This is a genomic window from Gimesia panareensis, assembly GCF_007748155.1.
Lineage (GTDB): Bacteria > Planctomycetota > Planctomycetia > Planctomycetales > Planctomycetaceae > Gimesia > Gimesia panareensis.
In genome coordinates this window covers 6,467,469-6,486,158 of sequence record NZ_CP037421.1, presented here as the reverse complement: position 1 = coordinate 6,486,158, position 18,690 = coordinate 6,467,469, and the positions used below count along the sequence as shown (strand labels likewise).

The window sequence follows — 18,690 nt, the reverse complement described above, 5'->3', positions numbered from 1 at the left end:
AGTACACCGTAAATACCGACAGTCCCCAGGCAAGTGTCCTGCCATTTTCTGCAGCAGAATCGTTTGATCAGGATTCACGCCCCGGGCCGTTCGATTTCAGCTGCACCTCCGTGATTCACAGTAATTTCTAAAAAAACTTTCCAATCTCGAGGGGGAATTTTTATCATACAGGGACCATGTTCAACCTCAGCCCCCTCCGGTTTCGGGATCAGACGACTCCCGACCGCCACGTTTAAAAGAAAGACCATCCCATGGAACGCAAATCTGCCTCCGAATTCGATCAGAAAGTTCTGGATCTCTACGACGACTACGCCCACGGCCGACTCAATCGGCGGGATTATATCAAACAGCTCGGTGCCTTCGCCGTGGGGGGACTCACAGTGGAAGGCCTGCTGGCCAGCCTCTCTCCCAACTACAGCTGGGCAGAGCAGGTCAAGCCCGATGATCCCCGCATCAAGACCGAACGCATTACCTACGACTCCCCACAAGGTGCCGGCAAAATGAAAGGCCTGCTGGCATATCCCGCGAAAGGTGAGAAATTTCCCGCGGTCCTGGTGATTCATGAAAACCGCGGCCTGAACCCCTACATCGAAGACGTTACCCGCCGCCTTGCTACGCAGGGGTTTCTGGCCTTCGCTCCCGATGCCTTAACGCCCCTGGGCGGTTATCCCGGCAACGATGACGAAGGCCGCACCATGCAGCGGAAACGCGAGCCCGAAAAAATGAAAGCAGATTTCGTCGCGGCCGCCAAACTACTCGACAAGCATGAAAAATCGACCGGTAAGGTTGGCGTGGTCGGCTTCTGCTTTGGGGGAGGCATGGTTTACCAGGTCGCCCTCGCAGTCCCTGAGGTCATCGATGCTGGCGTTCCCTACTACGGTCGCCAGCCCGACGCAGCCCAAATACCAAAGCTCACGGCCCCATTGCAGATTCACAACGCTTCACTGGATCGACGCATCATGGCCGGGGCTCCGGCTCTGGAAGCGGCACTGAAAAAGAACGACAAACCGTTCGAAGCCTATGTCTACGCAGGCGCCAATCATGGCTTCCACAACGACACCACGCCCCGCTACGACGAGAAATCAGCCGAACTCGCCTGGAAACGAACCATTGAGTTCTTCAAGAAACAGCTGGGTGAGCAGAGTTAAGTCAGTAGAACTCGTTCAAATTACCTTCGCAGAATACAAAAAAGGCAGGTCGACTTCGAAGTTGACCTGCCTTTCGTTTGATTCTTGCACGTGACTTCAAACCCGCTGAATTACAGCAAACAAAGCGTGCGGTCCCCCTTCCGAGAAGTGGGCTTCTGCGTCTTCTCGCGTGACGAACCGACATTCGACGATCGACTCCACCTGCCAGCCGTCCTGGAAGGTGGCACGCAGTTCCTCCGCACTCACGCGCCGCGGCCCTTCCCCGGCAGGCTCTTGATCGCTGAAGCACTGTAGATACAGCGTCGCCCCCAGAGCCATTACCTGTGACAGTTCACCTGTGTAACGCACGCGATCTTCATCCGACAGAATGTGGAAGAAGCCGCAGTCGAGCACGTTGTCGAACTGCTGATTCAGTTTCGAAAGCTCAAGTGCGTCCTGCTGCAGGAACGTGGCCTGCAGCTTCCGTTCAGCGGCTTTGCGGTTCGCTTCCGCAATCGGTGCCGCCAGCAGATCGACGCCGGTCACTTCGCACTCCTGGGCCGCAAAGAACAGCGCATTCTCACCTGTTCCACAACCGACGTCCAGCACGCTGCCGCGAATGCGGTCCGCCACCTTCACAAATTCAGGCTGTGGTTTACCAATATCCCACGGCGGCCGATGTTCGGCGTACATCTGTTCGAAGTTCTCCGCAGGCGTTGTGGGCCTGTCGGAAGGACCAGTGGAGTCTGCGCCGGTAGAATCCGGGCCGGAACTGTTTGTATTGGACTGGCTGCGGGAAAGATGCTCGTCTGATGATGCCATCTGAGGAGTCTCCTGATTAAAAGCGGACGCATCACCGGCGGCAACAGCCGGCTGGCGGGCGAAACGCCGCAGGACCACGTAAAAAACCGGAGTCAGGAACAGACCAAACAGGGTCACGCCCAGCATACCACTAAAGACGGCGGTTCCCAAGACCCGTCGCATTTCAAACCCCGCACCGGTGGCGATCAGCAGCGGAATTACACCCAGAATGAAGGAGAACGCGGTCATCAGAATCGGTCGCAGACGCAACCGGCAGGCGGCCACCGCAGCTTCGAAGCGGTCTTTGCCCGCATCTTCTTCCGCTTTGGCAAATTCCACGATCAGAATCGCGTTCTTACAAGCCAGTCCGACCAGCACGATAAAACCGATCTGCGTCAGAATGTTATTGTCCATGCCCCGGAACCAGATTCCCATAATCGCAAACAGTAGACACAGGGGCACAATCAGGATGATCGCCAGCGGCAACAGCCAGCTTTCGTACTGGGCCGACAGCGTCAGGAAGACAAACAGCACTGCCAGCGGGAACAGGAACACAATGGTATTGCCCGCCTGGCGTTCCTGATATGCGAGTTCGGTCCACGCGTAGCCGAATCCGGGAGGCAGGTTCTGATCCGCCAGTTGTTCCATGGTGTTCAACGACTGGCCCGTACTGTATCCGGGCACCGTGTCGCCATTCAGGTCGGCAGCGGGGAACAGATTAAACCGCACCAGGCGGTCTGGTCCCGCGGTCCGTTTCAACTGAACCACCGAGCCCAGCGGCACACTCGTACCGCGGGCGCTGCGGGTTCGCAGTCGCAGGATATCGCTCGGTTCGTCACGAAACTCCGGTTCCGCCTGGGCCGTCACACGATAAGTCCGTCCCAGGAAGTTAAAGTCGTTCACATACACCGAGCCCAGGTAGACCTCCAGCGCATCGAATACGTTATTGATCGGAATATCGAGCATCTGCGCCTTGGTCCGGTCCACCTCTGCATAGATCTGCGGCACACTCGTACGGAAGTTCGAGAAAATCTGCACCAGTCCCGGCTGCTGGTTGGCTTCAGCTACCATCCGCTGGGTGACCTGATTGAGTGCTTCCACACCGGCCCCGCTCTGATCCTGCACGTACATTTTGTATCCGCCGCCACGACCAATTCCGCGAACGGGTGGTGGTGGAATAATAAAGATCTGGGCCTCGTTGATGACAGAGACTTCGCGACGCAGGTCTCCCACAATCGCATCCAGGCTCCGACCGCGCCTGGCACGGATCTTGGCATCTTCCAGTGGCAAGAACGTGACTGCGGCATTCGGGCTGATCGTGAACGTCGATCCCGACAGTCCCGCAATCCCCACGGAATGGGCCACGCCATCGATCTCGCTGCCGATTTGTGCGACCTGTTTCGTCACGACGTCGGTTCGTGCCAGAGAGGCACCGTCCGGCAGCCGGATACTGACAATCAGATACCCCTGATCCTGAGCCGGAATGAAGCCGGAGGGAACCAGTCCAAAACTGTACCAGGTCGCCACCAGCAGACCGCCGTAGAGCAGCAGTGACAACGCCGAGACGCGAATGATCCGCGAAATGAAACCCGCATAGATGTTTCCCGTAAAATCGAAGAAACGGTTGAACCAGCGGAAAAACCAGCCAAAGAAAAAGTCAACGAATTTACCCATCTTGTTCCGCTCGGCGTTTTTCGGTTTGAGCAGCAACGCACACAGAGCAGGGCTCAACGTCAATGAAACGAATGTCGAAAAGGCGGTCGAGATCGCAATCGTCATCGCAAACTGCCGGTAGAACCGACCACTCATGCTCGGTACAAACATGGTCGGCACGAATACCGCGATCAGCACCAGTGTCGTCGCGATCAACGCGGAACCAACTTCGTCCATCGCTTTATGAGTGGCTTCGCGGGGAGAGTAACCTTCGCCGATCAGACGTTCCACGTTCTCCACCACCACGATCGCATCGTCCACCACAATTCCGATCGCCAGTACCAGGCCGAACAGCGAAAGCGTATTCAGTGACACGCCCAGGACCTGCATCGCTGCAAAAGTCCCGATCAGTGAAATCGGAATCGCAATCACAGGAATGATCGTCGGTCGCCAGCCATGCAGAAACAGGAATACCGTCAGCACTACCAGCGCGGTCGTGATATATAGCGTTTCAAATACTTCCGCGATCGATTCTTCCACATAGTCGGTCGGGTTATACGCGATTTCATAGCCAACCCCTTCGGGGAAGTCCTTATTCAGATTGGCCATCGTCTGCTTGACTTCCGCAGCTGCATCAACCGCATTCGTCCCGGGGCGCTGGTAAACCAGCACCGCAACCGCCGGCTTCCCGTCCAGGTAACTGATACGGGAGTAATCCTGGGCACCCAGCTCAATCCGGGCCACGTCATTCAGACGCGTCACCCGACCGTCTTCACCCCGCTTGACGATGATGTCGCCGAACTCATCTTCCTCGCGCAATCGTCCCTGGGTAGTAACGTTCAATTGAAAATCACCGGAGGCATCAATGGGGGGCTGACCAATCACACCTGCAGCCACCTGCGCATTCTGCTGGCGGATTTCCGAAACGATGTCGCCCACCGTCAGACCGACGTGCGTCATCTTCTCGATATCGAGCCAGATCCGCATTGAATATTCATTACCGCCGGCAATCCGGATATCGCCCACGCCATCCAGGCGCATCAGGGCATCTCGAATCCGCAGGAATGCAAAGTTACTGATATAGAGCTGATCCCGGCTGTTGTCGGGGGAATTCAGGTGGACCACCATCAGCATGTCGGGAATCTGTTTCCGGGTGGTCACGCCAATCTGCCGCACTGCTTCGGGTAGACGGGCCTCGGCCACTGCAACACGGTTCTGCACCAGCACCTGCGCGTCGTCCAAGTTCGTACCGAGCTTGAAGGTTACCGTCAACTGCATGGTACCGTCACTGCTGGACGACGATTCCATATACAGCATGTTGTCTACCCCGTTCATTTCCTGTTCAATCGGCGTGGCAACGGTATCGGCAATCACCTGCGGAGTCGCACCAGGGTAGCTGGCGCGCACCACGATCGTCGGCGGTGCTACGTCAGGATACTGAGACACCGGCAGTGAGAAATATGCCAGCCCTCCGACGAGCACGACGATAAAGGAGAGCACCGATGCAAAGATCGGTCGTTCGATAAAGAAATGAGGGAACTTCATGGGGCGTTCCTCGACTTTCCAAAGAGCGAACTGACCTTCGGCGACGGAGTCGTCGGCAGCGGATCAGGCTCTGGTGAGATCCATTGTTCGGGGGGCAGCGGTTCGTAGTAGTTAGGTAACCCGTCTTCCACGACTTCAATCTTCCCAGGCTTGACCTGGACCTCCATCTCCGGACGCACCAGCAACAGACCGGCGATGATCAACTGCTCGTCGCCTTTCAGACCCTCGCGCACGACGCGCAGACCGTCCACAATCGGACCTGGTTCAATCACGCGACGTTCGACCTTGTTATCGACAACGACATACACAAACTGAGACGACTGATCGGTGCCCACAGCCGAGTCCGGTATCAGCACGGCGTTATAAGCCGCACTGCCGGGAATCCGGATCCGGGCAAACATGCCGGGGACCAGCGTGTGGTCTTTGTTGGGAAAGATACACCGGGCCCGCATGCTCGCGGTATCGACGTCAAAGCGGTTGTCTACAAAGTCCATATGCCCCTTGTGGGGAAAGCCTTTCTCATCGACCAGTCCCAGGAAGACCGGGTTTTTCGCCACCCGGGAGCTGGCACGTTTTCCGTTCTGCGCCAGCCGTGTGTATTTCAGAACCTCCTGCTCATTGGCATCGAAGTTACAGTAAATCGGTGCGACGGAGGTGATGGTCGTCAGCATGGTGGAAGTTGACGTTCCCCCGCTGACAAGGTTTCCTTCGGTCACCTGCTTCTTGCTGATCCGTCCCGTTACCGGGGCATAGATGCGGGTATAGTCCAGATTCAGTTCTGCAGTCTCCACTTGAGCTTTGGAAGCTTCGATCACGGCCTGTGCCGTCTCAATGGCTGCCTTTGCCGAACTGATTCCGGCCTGGCTCGCTTCCACATCTGCTTTGGCCTGCAGGTACGCTGCTTCCAGTTGATCCAGTTCATCCTGTGTGGTCACGTTCTTGGATTTGAGGGAGCGGGCCCGCCTCACCTGGGCCATCGCCAGTCCCAGCTGTGCCTGCGTCTGTTCTTTTTGCGCATTGGCTTCTTCCAGCTGAGCCCGGGCCTGCACTAACTGCGAATTCGACTGACTCAACGTTGCCTGGGCGAGACTCAACTCCGCCTCAAAGGGACGGGGGTCGATGACAAACAACAGATCGCCTTTAGTAACAACCTGCCCTTCATCGAAGTGTGTCGATTTCAGGTAACCGCTGACGCGTGCCCGGACTTCGACAAAGTCAATCGCCTCCAGACGGCCGGTGTAGGCATCCCATTCGACAATCTGTTTGACGACCGGTTTGGCAATCGTGACGGTTGGGGCTGGCCTCGGGGGTTGTGCCGTCTGGGCTTCGTTACAGCCGGTCAAACTGACGGAAAGTCCCCCCAGCAGAATCAGAGAGACGCTCAGTAAATATTTCGGTGAACCTGCCAATGTAAAATTACCTCCAGATAGGTAAGTGACTTTCGAACGATGCAGTCCAGGCTCCGCTTCTTCCCGCCTGGAAATGGCCGAAAGAACATTTCAGTAAGCCTGGCTAATAGTTTATATGTAATCTAATTACATGAAGTGTATCTGTTCTGGCAAATCCTGGCAACATCATATTTCGCATTTTGAGACAAAAAATCAGAAAGAAGTGACCTTCCCAGATCACTGCGAATCTCTTGCGCAGAAGCAACTTAAACAGGATAAATGAATCTTCTTTTTTTCATGGGATAAACCGACTGCTGAAACGGTTCCATTGCGATGGGCATGCAGGATATCAGCGAGGAACTCGTTGATTGTTCATTACACGAACATGTTTTTCTGATGATCAGATTCAGCAAGATGATCTTGATGGGCAGGCTTGACTGAATGCAGAATTTGACAATCTGCGAATTGAATTCCAGATTTGAGTGGGATTGATATGATTTTTACATAATTCCTAATTTTACCATCTTTACCATTTTTGCATTTCCCTTTCTGAGATTCGACAGGTAAAATGTGTGGACTGATTTCTACATAGGGAAGAAGTGAACTGATACACAGTTAAATGTCTGGACTGAATAGTCATCAGCGTTTGGCTCACGACACTTTTTATTGGTGTCTTGAGATACAACAGGCGGCTGACCGTGCAGATAGATAGTCTTTCCAGGAAACCGCAAAAAAATTTAGAAACCCCATCTGGCCTCCAAGGGTTTTTGGTTTTTCTGCAGTAGGAAGACTTGGGATTCTGATTTTTGTGTCAGGAAACAAGATGGATAAGCAAAATGCCCTGTTTCTGGGGATACTGTTGCTGACTGGAGGCCTGGTTTTTCTGGGGTGGGATTTTTTCCAGCCCACGGGCTTGCCCGCTGGATTTGCCAGCAGTAACGGAAGAATTGAAGCGGTTGAGATCAATATCGCAACGAAATCTGCCGGTCGGCTGGAATCCGTGATGGTAGAAGAAGGGGACTTCGTCACCCAGGGTGAAGTCCTCGCAAAAATGGAAACGGATGTTCTGGAAGCGGAATTGCGGGAAGCAGAAGCGGAATTGCGTCGATCCAGGACCGCAGTCAATGCAGCCCTCAGCAGCGTGATTCAACGGGAGAGCGAAAAAGCGGCCGCCGAGTCTTTAGTGAAGCAACGGAAGGCAGAAGTTGAACTCGCAGAGAATCGCTATAAAAGGGCGCAGAGACTCCTGAAATCGTCAGCGATCTCAACAGACGAAATGGAATCGGAACGCTCCCGATTCTTTGGCACCCAGGCAACCCTGGATGCAGCCAATGCGAGAGTTGCCGGAGCAGATGCTGCCATCAATACGGCCAAATCACAGGTAATCCAGGCTGAAGCTGCAGTGGGAGCTGCTCAGGCCAGAATTGAACAATTACAGGCCGACATTGATGATTGTACGCTCAACTCCCCACGGACTGGCCGTATTCAATACCGGATTGCCCAGCCTGGTGAAGTTCTCAGCGCAGGGGGGAAAGTTTTAAATCTGGTCGATTTGGGCGAAGTTTACATGATCTTTTTTCTGCCCACAACAGCTGCCGGTCAAGTCAAAATGGGCAGTGAAGTCCGGCTCTTACTGGATGCAACTCCCCAGTATATCATTCCCGCGAAAATTTCGTTCGTGGCAAATGTAGCACAGTTCACACCCAAAACTGTTGAGACAGCCGAAGAGCGGCAGAAGCTTATGTTCCGGATCAAGGCGAGTATCGATCCGGGATTAATCAAACAGCATATTCACCGTGTCAAAACAGGCTTGCCGGGAATGGCCTATGTGCAACTGGACGAGCAGGCGGTTTGGCCCGCGAATCTGGAAGTGCGGCTACCAGAATGACAGACTCGGCAGGCACCGCTGTTGCAGCTGTTCCGGCTGGGAACGATCCAGTGGTGCGATTGACAGACATCTCACTCAAGTATGGAAAGACACAGGCTCTCAAATCAATCAGCCTGGAAGTGCCTGCGGGAAAATTGATTGGCCTGATCGGTCCCGACGGAGTCGGCAAGTCCAGCCTGTTATCACTGATTACCGGAGTGCGACGGATTCAACAGGGACAGATAGAAGTCCTGGGCGGTAATATCTCACAAGCCGCACACCGCCGGAAAGTCTGCCCCCGCATCGCCTATATACCGCAAGGCCTGGGGAAAAATCTGTACCCCACGCTTTCTGTTTTTGAAAATGTGGACTTTTTTGGCCGACTGTTCGGGCGCAGCCATTTCGAGCGTGCAGTGCATATTCAGGAACTACTGGAGACGACTGGGCTGGCCCCGTTTTCTGCACGACCGGTGGGTAAACTTTCAGGAGGGATGAAACAGAAACTGGGACTCTGCTGTGCGCTGATCCATGATCCCCAACTGCTGATTCTTGATGAACCAACGACCGGCGTTGATCCGCTTTCACGACGACAGTTCTGGGATCTGATAGATCGGATCCGTCAGGAACAACCAGATATCAGCGTGCTGGTGGCGACGGCTTATATGGATGAGGCGGCACGCTTTGATCAGCTCATCGCCATGGACAGTGGCCGAGTGCTGGCCGAAGGGACGCCACAGGAATTACTCACACGCACCGAAACGGAAAACCTGGAGGAGGCTTACATCGCACTCCTTCCCGAGAGAAAACGCCTGGGGCACAGAAAAATTGAGCTCGTTCCCAGAGTAGAACACGCCGGAGAACAAATTGTCATCGAGGCTCAGGATCTGACAAAATGTTTTGGGGATTTTGTCGCAGTGGATCGAGTGAATTTTCGGATTCAACGTGGAGAAATCTTTGGTTTTCTAGGTTCGAATGGCTGTGGAAAAACGACAACCATGAAAATGCTCACAGGTTTGTTACCTGCAAGTGAGGGGCAAGCCTGGCTGTTCGGAAAGAAAATTGATGCACAGGATCTGGAGATCCGCCGCCACGTGGGTTATATGTCGCAAAGTTTTTCACTCTATGCGGAATTGACTGTAAAACAGAACCTGGTACTGCACGCGCAGTTGTTCCAGCTACCGCAAGAGCGGATTCCCGAACGTGTGCAACAGATGCTGTCACGTTTCGAACTTGAGGAGGTGGAACATGACCTGCCTGGCTCTCTTCCCCTGGGACTACAGCAGCGATTATCTCTGGCAGTGGCCCTGATTCATCAACCCAGCCTGCTCATACTGGATGAGCCCACTTCGGGTGTCGATCCGGTAGCGCGAGACTCCTTCTGGGAATATCTGATCGAACTTTCCCGGCGTGATCAGGTAACCATTTTTATCTCCACTCACTTAATTAACGAAGCGGCACGCTGCGATCGGATTTCACTGATGCATGCAGGGCAGGTATTAATCAGTGAAACACCGGGCAGGCTTGTCGAGAAACGAAATGCGGCCTCTCTGGAAGAGGCATTTATCGGTTACCTCGAAGAGGCGGTCAGCCAGCAGTCAGACCATGTAGCCCGGAAGAACTTAATTCAACCGCCGTCAAAAGGGCAACCTGCAGGTCCCCAGCCTGCCTGTAGCACAATCAACGATCATCATCATTTCAGTCTGCGACGCATGCTGAGTTACAGCATCCGGGAAACATTAGAATTACGTCGTGATCCAATTCGACTGACCCTCGCCTTGCTGGGAACCGTGATCCTGATGTTTATTATGGGCTACGGGATCAATCTGGACGTGGAAGATCTCACATTTAGCGTGTTGGACCGGGATCAGACCGGGACCAGCCGAGACTATATTTTTAATATGGCAGGTTCACGCTACTTTACCGAACGATCTCCGATTACAGATTATCAAAGCCTGGATCAGCGGATGCAGGCTGGTGAACTGAGTGTTGCCCTCGAAATACCACACGGTTTTGCCCGCGACCTGAAACGTGGCAAATCGGTTGAGATCGGCGTCTGGATCGATGGCGCAATGCCGGCTCGTGCGGAAACGGTACAAAGTTATGTGCAGGGATTAAATCTGCAATGGTTGAAGGATCAGGCGGTCCAATTCGGCAGAGAGGATGAATTTGCTGATCTGGTGACCATTCAAACCCGCTTTCGGTACAACCCCAATGTGAAAAGTCTGGTATCGATGGTACCTGCTGTCATCCCTGTGCTGTTACTGTTGATCCCATCGATGCTGGCCGCTTTGTCAGTCGTACGGGAGAAGGAACTCGGGTCGATCATTAATCTTTATGTGACGCCGGTCACCCGTTCCGAGTTTATTCTGGGAAAACAGATACCTTATATCCTGGTGGGGATGCTGAATTTTCTACTGTTGTGGGAAATGGCGGTGGTGCTGTTTGACGTTTCCTTAAATGGCAGTTTTGGGGCACTCGCCGTCGGCGCTTTCATCTATTGTATCTGTGCCACTGCGATGGGGCTGTTAATCTCCTCGTTCACCCGCAGCCAGGTCGCGGCCATTTTCGTAACCGCGATTTTGACCATTTTACCCTCAACCCAGTTTTGTGGAATGATGGATCCGGTCTCTTCGCTGGAAGGGACGGGCAGGCTGTTGGGGAGTATTTACCCGACGACCTATTTTCTGACGATTACCCGAGGAACATTTTCGAAGGGACTCGGTTTTGCAGAGCTGTACACCGACTTTATCCCGTTGCTGGCGTCTGTTCCTGTGCTGACTGGCTTAAGCATTCTTTTATTGAGAAAGCAGGAGGCCTGAACGATGCGCGCAGAGCATATCATTCAATTGGGGGTGAAGGAACTATGGAGTCTGCTACGTGACCCGCTGATGTTAGTGTTGATTGGAATTGCTTTTACAGGATTTGTCATTTTAGGGGCCAGGTCTGTGTCAGAGACTCTGAATAAAGCACCCATTGCGATCATTGATGAGGATCAGTCGCCGTTATCAGTCAGAATCTCAGGAGCATTTCAGCAACCCTGTTTTCTGCCCCCTACCGCGGTAAATCAGTCAGAAATGGATGCGCGAATGGACGCGGGGCTGGATACGTTCGCGCTGAATATCCCTCCTGATTTCCAGCGGGATGTACTTGCGGGAGATGCACCGCAAATTCAGTTGAATGTGGATGCAACCCGCATGAACCAGGCATTTAATGGCAGCGGTTATATCCAGACAATGATCAATCAGGAAGTCCAGGAGTATGTGAAGCATTATCGATCCGTTGCCACGTCGTCCGTAGAACTCGCTGTACGGGTACGATTCAACCCGGAACTCAATAAGTCGTGGTTTGGTTCGATTATGAAACTCATTGATCAGGTGACGATGCTTTCCATCATTTTGACCGGTGCTGCACTGATTCGTGAGCGGGAACGGGGAACCATCGAACATTTACTGGTAATGCCGGTGACTCCTTTTGAAATCATGGTCAGCAAATTATGGTCCATGGGGCTGGTGGTCCTGGTGGCAACTGCGCTTTCCCTGATCTTTGTGGTGCAGGGAATCATGAATGTTCCCATCCAGGGGTCAATCCTGTTGTTTCTGGCTGGGACGATCATGCAGCTGTTCGCGACAACGTCAATGGGAATTTTCATGGGAACCTATGCCCGCTCCATGCCCCAGTTCGGCCTGCTGGTGATCCTGATCCTCTTGCCGCTGCAGATGCTTTCTGGAGGAGTCACTCCCCGGGAAAGTATGCCGGAGATCATTCAGAATCTGATGCTGATGGCCCCCAATACGCACTATGTCATGCTGGCCCAGGCAATTTTATATCGAGGGGCAGGATTAGCGATCGTCTGGCCGCAGTTCCTCGCCCTGGCATTGATTGGGGCTGTTTTTTTTCTGGTTGCTCTGTCACGGTTCCGTAAGACGATTGAATCGATGGCCTGATACCGTTGCTCAATCATCGTCAGCCACTCCCCCTGGCATCTCTTTTGACGGTTCCCTCACAGGTACCTTACATGTAAAATAAATCCACTGGCCGATTCGAATGAACTGTTTCGCGTCCCCTTTATTCAGGAACCTGCTATGCGTAGTTTATGTTTTGCTCTGCTCGCCACCGTCTGCCTGCATTTATCTCCTGTCATGGCCCAGGAGACTGCCACCGCACCAACTGCCACCGCACCACCCCAGAGTGTGAAGCCGGGGATCAACAAGTCATTCCTCGATCCCGATCTGGATGTCGATAAATGGGTCAAGCGTTTCGAAGTCGAAAGCCGGGAAGTCTTCCGTGCCCGCGATCAGATTGTAAAACAGTTGAAACTCAAGCCCGGCGATCGCATTGCCGACGTCGGCACCGGGACGGGTCTGTTTGTGGAACCGTTTTCCCAGGCCGTCGGAAAAAAGGGCTGGGTCTTCGCCCTGGATATCGTTCCCAAGTTCGTCGAGCGGGTCGGGAAAATTTCGGATATCCTGGAGCTGCAGAATGTCACCCCCGTCCTCTGCGGTCAGGATGACGTCCGTCTGCCCCCCGGTTCTATCGATGCCGCTTTCATCTGTGATGTCTATCACCATTTCGAATACCCGGCCCAGTCCATGGCTTCCCTGCACGAGGCGCTCGTCCCGGGCGGGCAGCTGATTCTGATCGACTTCGAACGCATCCCCGGCAAGTCTCGCGAATGGACGCTGGGACATGTTCGCGCAGGCAAAGAGACCTTCCGCAAAGAAGTCGAAGACGCCGGTTTCGACTTCGTGGAAGAGGTCAAAATTCCCGCTTTCGAGGAAAACTACTTCCTGCGTTTCAAACGCAAGTAAAACTGGTCTTACTTCTCAGCGATCGGCAGCAGCTGGATCGCATCCAGAATCACGAAGCCGTCAGTCTGATCATTGCTGACGGTAATCGTGGTTTCGGTATCGCCCTGTAAACGGACCGTTCCGATCTCGCGAAACCGTTTCCCCGCCGGCAGCGGCCTGGTCTGATCGACGGTAAGAGTCGCACGTTCCGTGCCGCTGGAAACGGTCACCGGAACCTGTTTGGCGCGGGTCGGATGTGCCGAGTATGCCATCAGCAGCTGGTAGCGTCCCGCACGCGGCACTTTGAAGCGGAAGGTCGCCGATGCGGTTCCGTTCCCCTGCTTACCGTCGTGCACATAGCCCTTGCCGATATAAGGTTTGAAATTCGTGGAACGACTCCAGCTTCCCTTGAGTTCCGCGGCACCATCATCCAGCACCACCCCCGGCAGAGTCTTCGGATCAATGCCGCTCACGGTCTTCGGCTCCGGGGGAACTTCGGGCAACTCCAGTACCTGTCCTCGCTTCAGCAGTCTCTCCCGCAGCTCCGGGTAGGGAAGTTTCTGCACGGTCGTATTCTGACTGGCAGTCATGGCCGCCGCGATACCGGCACTCTGTCCCAGGATCATCCACGTGGGCTCCACGCGAATCGAAGAGATGCCCACGTGAGTACAGGAGAGGGCCACCGGCACCAGCAGGTTCGTGCACTCATCCGGTTTTGGCAGGATCGAACGATAGGGGACGTGATACGCATAGCCCTGCTTCGGATACGCGCGTCTGACGGGAAAAATCGTTCCTTCATTGATCACGCCGCCCCCTTTCAGGGCCACTCGCTGACAATCATGCGAATCGATCGGGAAGGAAGAGATCACAATCGGATCCTCTTTTTGCGGTTGATCCAGAATGTCTTTCTGACTCAATACAAACATGCCCCGCATCCGTCGTCCTTCGCGCACATACAGGGCGGGAGAGAAATGTCCGTATTCGGCGAACTCATCTTTGCACAGTCCCAGCCGGGCATACTGCTGGCGAATCTTTTCCGGGACGACTGGATCCGTTGTCAGAAAATGATAAAACTCCAGTGTGTACTGCTTATGCTCTTCCCAGATCGCGGCCCGTCCTGCTGCGTCCGCTTCACTCCAGCCGTTACACGCACCTACCAGTCCGAGTGAGAACTGGCCCCCAATTGAATTGTTGCCGTCCAGTTTTCCGCCGGGCAGCGGATACATATCCCAACCCACGCGGCCCCCCGATTTCACATACCGTCGCACCACCTCGAACCGGGCGGGATCATAATGCTTCGGCCTGGGGAAAGGCACCCGGTTGTCAGGATCATCCGTCAGGCAGAGCCGGAAACTGTAAACCATGACACGGGAATCCCCCTCATCTTCGGGCCCCGCATCGGTCGTGGTGATCAAAGGCAACGGCTGTCCCTGGTCATCGAAACCGTTGATTTTCATCCTCCCTTTCGGGTAGCGTTTGCCCGCCAGGGACTCACCATATTCCGCTTTCCCTTCGCGTCCGATGGTCCAGCTGACGCCAGCCGCTGCCAGCAGATCCCCTTCATACGTGCCGTCAACAAAAACCTGCGCTGCGAAGCGTCCCCGGCTGGTGACCAGTTCTTTGATTTGAGTCACTTCTTTTTTAACGGACTGCAGACGCTGTTCCGGCAGTACTTTGACGCCCGCTTCATCCAGCATCTGTCGCGTCACCCGCATCGCCACGTGTGGCTCGTAGGTCCATTTCGACTGGTCTTTCACACTGACCTTGTATGGCAGCGTGATCCCCCGGTCGGCATAGTCTTTTTCGATCCGCGTATGCCATTCATCGAACAGCCCCATAACCGTACTGCGGACCGTCTGGTTGGAATCGCTGAAGCTCAGGCCGCCGGTGTTCAAGCCCCCGATATGATCGGTCGGCTCCAGCAGAATCACCTCAGCCCCTTCACGTGCCGCCGCAATCGCCGCACAGAATCCCCCCGGCGTTGCTCCGTAAACGATAACATCCGCCCGGGACGGCTGCCGTGCATCAGCCTGCTCTGCCTGCAACAGATTCGGGAACAGGAGCAGCAGGCTGGTCAGGAACAGGGGAATCAGACGGTCCGGTTTCAACATGGATCAATCCTGTGGTATCAGCGTATCTAGGGGCGAGTGTCAGAGCGGACCGCGGTCATGCAGACGCGAATCCCGTTCGATCCACTCACTATAAAGCCTCCCGCCCCCTTTTCCCAGTCGACTGAGTTTTGATATCGGTGTACGCTGATGTTAGACGACCGAAAATGTCCAGAAACGAAAATCAGTGACTTACTCCCGGCCTATGGATAGAATACTGGAAGAATTCTTGCCGGACCTGAGAAGGGAATCGATTGAAAGATGACAGATCATCGCGAAACAACAGGCAGCACATCCAGCTTACTGCAGTCGCGTAGTGCGGGCCTGTTGATGCATGTGACTTCGCTCCCCGGTCCCTATGGCATCGGCGATCTGGGAAACACCGCCCGCAGCTGGATCGATCTCCTCGCAGAGGCGGGGCAGTCCTGGTGGCAGATGCTGCCCCTTGGCCCGACCGGCTATGGCGACTCTCCCTATCAGCCGGTCTCCTCCTTTGCCGGCAACTGGTTGCTGATCAGTCCCGACGATCTCGTCGCTGACGGGCTTCTGCACAGCGACGAACTCACGCATCAGGATTTTGCAGACGACCTCGTCGACTTTCCCGCCGTCAGATCGTTCAAACAGCAACTCCTGCAAACTGTTCATAACAGCTTCGCCACGCGTGCCAATAGCGATTTGCAGCAGTCCTTCAATCAGTTCTGTGAACAGGAACAGCACTGGCTGGAAGAATATGCCCTCTTCCAGGCACTGCAGGACCGCTACCAGGGAGCCAGTTATCTCACCTGGCCCAAAGAACTTGTCCGCCGGGATGTCGCGGCCCTTTCCGAAACGCGGCAGCAACTGGCTGGCGCAATCGAACAGATTCGGCTGGCCCAGTTCCTCGTCTTCCGCCAGGCAGAACAACTGAAGCAGTATGCACACAGCCGGGGTATCCGACTCATCGGCGATCTTCCCTTTTTCGTCTCTCCCGATTCCTGTGACGTCTGGGCCAACCCGGAACTGTTCCTGCTCGATGAACAGTTGAGGCCAGAATACGTTGCCGGCGTACCTCCCGACTACTTCAGTGCCGAAGGACAGCTCTGGGGAAACCCAGTTTATGACTGGGAGGCACTGCAGCAGACCGGCTATCAGTGGAACATCAGTCGCATCCGGGCACTCCTGCAGCACGTCGATCTGATCCGCCTCGATCATTTTCGAGGTTTCGCTGCGGCCTGGCACATTCCCGCCGGCGCACCCAATGCACTCAAGGGAGAGTGGGTTACCGGTCCGGCCAGTGATTTTTTTACCACAGTCCAACAGGAACTGGACGACCTCCCTTTCATCGCCGAAGACCTGGGAATCATCACCGCTGACGTGAATGAACTCCGCGACCAGTTTCAGCTGCCGGGCACCCGCGTGCTGCAGTTCGCCTTTGACGGCGATCCTCGTAATCCTTATCTGCCACACAATTATCAGACCCACACGGTCGTCTATACCGGCACGCACGACAATAACACCACTCGCGGCTGGTACGCCAGTTTGACAGACCAGGAGCGTCAAATTGTCTGCCGGATGCTGTACCGTCCCGATGTGCCGGAAGAGGAAATGGCCCCGCTGTTGCTGCAGCAGGCCTGGTCTTCCATCGCAGCCCTGGCGATCACCCCCCTGCAGGATCTGCTCAACCTGGGGGAGGACGCCCGCATGAATACCCCCGGTCAGTGTGAGGGGAACTGGCGTTGGCGCTGCACTCCCGACATGTTATCCGGGCCAGCCTTTCAATCGTTGCGGAAATTAACGACAATAGTAAATCGACTGCCAGAAATTAAATAGAATGAATCTTAACCATCGAAGGAGGTCATCCAATGCCAGCCACTCAACAACTCCACGATCTGGGGCAAAGTCTCTGGCTTGATAATATCACACGGGACATGCTCAGCGAGGGAACGCTTCAGCAGTACATCGATGATCTGTCGGTGACCGGGCTCACCTCCAACCCGACGATCTTTAATAAAGCCATCAAAAGCAGCAAACTGTATGACGACCACATCCTCGAACAGCGGAATCAGGGACTGGAAGGCGAACAGCTCTTTTTCGAACTGGCCCTGCAGGACATCCAGCAGGCCGCCGATCTGTTCAAACCGGTCTGGGATCGAACCGCAGGCGTGGACGGCTGGGTCTCACTCGAAGTCTCTCCCACGCTCGCGTACGACACCGCCGGCACCATCGCCTCTGCGAAAGACCTGCATGATCGCGCTGCCCGGCCCAATGTCCTGATCAAGATTCCGGGAACCACAGAAGGTCTGCCCGCCATCGAAGAGTCAATCTTTGCCGGGATCCCCGTGAATGTGACGCTGTTGTTCTCCCCGGAACACTATGTCGCCGCTGCCGAAGCCTATCTCCGCGGAATCGAACGCCGCATTGAGGCTGGCCTGAATCCGGTCGTCGGTTCGGTTGCTTCGCTGTTTATCAGCCGCTGGGACCGCGCCGTAGTCGATCAGGTACCCGAAGCCCTGCATAACCGCCTGGGAATCGCCATTGGTCAGCAGTGCTACAAAGCCTACAAAGAGCTGATGAACTCTCCTCGCTGGCAGCGGGTCTTCAACAATGGCGCTCAGATGCAGCGTCTGCTCTGGGCCAGCACGGGAGCCAAAGACCCCAACGCCTCCGACATTCTCTACATCAAGTCACTCGCTTCCCCCTTTACGGTCAATACGATGCCCGAAGAAACGCTGCACGCATTTGCCGATCACGGGGAAACGGGTGATCTGCTCGCAGATGACGGCGGTGACAGCACGGCCACGTTAAGCGAGTTTGCCAGTGCCGGTGTCGACAGCGGTGCTGTGGCTGCGAAACTCCAGGAAGACGGCGCGCAGTCATTCGTCGATTCCTGGAATGAACTGCTCGAACAGCTGGCCGCCAAGAGTGCCTCGCTGACAAGCTGAAAATCGTCTGTTGCACCTAAACCGTTATGAGACAACACGGAGCGCAGTGGATCAGGTTCGCTGCGCTCTTTCTACGTTAACTGGATTTGAATCTCTCTTGACGGCAGTGGCGTTAATTTAGATACTTTCGCAGCTTGCCCCGGTTTTGAAATTGATCAGCTAAAAACTCGAACTGACAGGGATTGAAGATTTCATTGGACTTCACCTGCAGTTGAACTCGACTGCTGACGATCATTAAGGATAGTGATCATCGCTGTAACGAAGCAGCGATCAGCAAAGGAATGCAAATTCATGTGGACGACCGGTTCGCTTTATACACGTATCTTGATCTGTCTGGCTGCCCTGACAGTTCCGCTGCAGGGGCTGCCTGCTGCTGCGTGTCACTGTTGTTCCGATCATAACCTCGCAGGCTCCGACTGCTGTTCCAGTGAAGACAACAGTACCGTCTGTTGTTGTTCTGGCGCAAGTCTATGTCAATGTGCAGAAACCACTT

The 18,690-nt window shown here is 54.7% G+C and carries 10 protein-coding genes and 1 pseudogene; 7 read left to right on the top strand and 4 right to left on the bottom strand.

Annotated elements, in window-relative coordinates; genetic code table 11:
- Positions 1-251 precede the first annotated feature (251 nt).
- A complete protein-coding gene (locus Enr10x_RS24260; protein WP_145451644.1) occupies positions 252-1,148 on the top strand; it encodes a dienelactone hydrolase family protein in 897 nt (298 codons plus the stop codon).
- 96 nt (positions 1,149-1,244) lie between these two features.
- On the opposite strand, the gene Enr10x_RS30690 is transcribed toward Enr10x_RS24260, so the two are convergent.
- The 3 genes and pseudogenes from Enr10x_RS30690 to Enr10x_RS24250 form a co-directional block, all read right to left on the bottom strand.
- Positions 1,245-1,949: a class I SAM-dependent methyltransferase gene (locus Enr10x_RS30690; protein ID WP_261343275.1), complete on the bottom strand. Its 705-nt coding sequence runs from the start codon at positions 1,947-1,949 to the stop codon at positions 1,245-1,247.
- A gap of 21 nt (positions 1,950-1,970) precedes the next feature.
- Positions 1,971-5,126 (bottom strand): annotated as a pseudogene (locus Enr10x_RS24255) (efflux RND transporter permease subunit); the annotation flags it as partial.
- Positions 5,123-6,535, bottom strand: coding sequence for an efflux RND transporter periplasmic adaptor subunit (locus tag Enr10x_RS24250; protein WP_145451642.1), 1,413 nt, complete (start codon positions 6,533-6,535; stop codon positions 5,123-5,125). The pseudogene Enr10x_RS24255 and the gene Enr10x_RS24250, both read right to left, overlap by 4 nt.
- Before the next feature lie 802 nt (positions 6,536-7,337).
- Between Enr10x_RS24250 and Enr10x_RS24245 the strand changes: the two genes are divergently transcribed.
- The 4 genes from Enr10x_RS24245 (at position 7,338) to Enr10x_RS24230 (ending at position 13,189) form a co-directional block, all read left to right on the top strand.
- Positions 7,338-8,402 carry an HlyD family secretion protein gene (locus tag Enr10x_RS24245; RefSeq protein WP_145451641.1) on the top strand — a complete coding sequence of 355 codons (1,065 nt, stop codon included), beginning with the start codon at positions 7,338-7,340 and terminating at the stop codon, positions 8,400-8,402.
- Positions 8,399-11,200 carry a ribosome-associated ATPase/putative transporter RbbA gene (rbbA, locus tag Enr10x_RS24240; protein ID WP_145451640.1) on the top strand — a complete coding sequence of 934 codons (2,802 nt, stop codon included), beginning with the start codon at positions 8,399-8,401 and terminating at the stop codon, positions 11,198-11,200. Before Enr10x_RS24245 ends, rbbA begins: the two co-directional genes overlap by 4 nt.
- A gap of 3 nt (positions 11,201-11,203) precedes the next feature.
- On the top strand, positions 11,204-12,325 hold the full coding sequence (locus Enr10x_RS24235) for an ABC transporter permease (protein WP_145451639.1): 1,122 nt from the start codon (positions 11,204-11,206) through the stop codon (positions 12,323-12,325).
- A gap of 138 nt (positions 12,326-12,463) precedes the next feature.
- A complete protein-coding gene (locus Enr10x_RS24230) occupies positions 12,464-13,189 on the top strand; it encodes a class I SAM-dependent methyltransferase (protein ID WP_145451638.1) in 726 nt (241 codons plus the stop codon).
- Between the two features lie 8 nt (positions 13,190-13,197).
- Here the strand turns inward: Enr10x_RS24230 and Enr10x_RS24225 are convergent, their stop codons facing one another.
- Positions 13,198-15,279, bottom strand: coding sequence for an FAD-dependent oxidoreductase (locus tag Enr10x_RS24225; RefSeq protein WP_145451637.1), 2,082 nt, complete (start codon positions 15,277-15,279; stop codon positions 13,198-13,200).
- A gap of 258 nt (positions 15,280-15,537) precedes the next feature.
- Here Enr10x_RS24225 and malQ point away from each other — a divergent pair, with 258 nt between their 5' ends.
- Complete coding sequence (gene malQ, locus Enr10x_RS24220) at positions 15,538-17,085, top strand: 4-alpha-glucanotransferase (protein WP_145451636.1); 1,548 nt, start codon at positions 15,538-15,540, stop codon at positions 17,083-17,085.
- A gap of 32 nt (positions 17,086-17,117) precedes the next feature.
- Positions 17,118-18,197 (top strand): transaldolase, encoded by a 1,080-nt coding sequence (gene tal / locus Enr10x_RS24215; protein ID WP_145451635.1) that lies wholly within the window; start codon positions 17,118-17,120, stop codon positions 18,195-18,197.
- Positions 18,198-18,690 lie beyond the last annotated feature (493 nt).

Excerpts from the sequence above, each read along its gene's own strand:
- Enr10x_RS24260 (WP_145451644.1), top strand. The coding sequence starts at position 252 with ATGGAACGCAAATCTGCCTCCGAATTCGATCAGAAAGTTCTGGATCTC.
- Enr10x_RS30690 (WP_261343275.1), bottom strand. The coding sequence starts at position 1,949 with ATGGCATCATCAGACGAGCATCTTTCCCGCAGCCAGTCCAATACAAAC.
- Enr10x_RS24245 (WP_145451641.1), top strand. The coding sequence starts at position 7,338 with ATGGATAAGCAAAATGCCCTGTTTCTGGGGATACTGTTGCTGACTGGA.
- rbbA (WP_145451640.1), top strand. The coding sequence starts at position 8,399 with ATGACAGACTCGGCAGGCACCGCTGTTGCAGCTGTTCCGGCTGGGAAC.
- Enr10x_RS24235 (WP_145451639.1), top strand. The coding sequence starts at position 11,204 with ATGCGCGCAGAGCATATCATTCAATTGGGGGTGAAGGAACTATGGAGT.
- Enr10x_RS24230 (WP_145451638.1), top strand. The coding sequence starts at position 12,464 with ATGCGTAGTTTATGTTTTGCTCTGCTCGCCACCGTCTGCCTGCATTTA.
- Enr10x_RS24225 (WP_145451637.1), bottom strand. The coding sequence starts at position 15,279 with ATGTTGAAACCGGACCGTCTGATTCCCCTGTTCCTGACCAGCCTGCTG.
- malQ (WP_145451636.1), top strand. The coding sequence starts at position 15,538 with ATGACAGATCATCGCGAAACAACAGGCAGCACATCCAGCTTACTGCAG.
- tal (WP_145451635.1), top strand. The coding sequence starts at position 17,118 with ATGCCAGCCACTCAACAACTCCACGATCTGGGGCAAAGTCTCTGGCTT.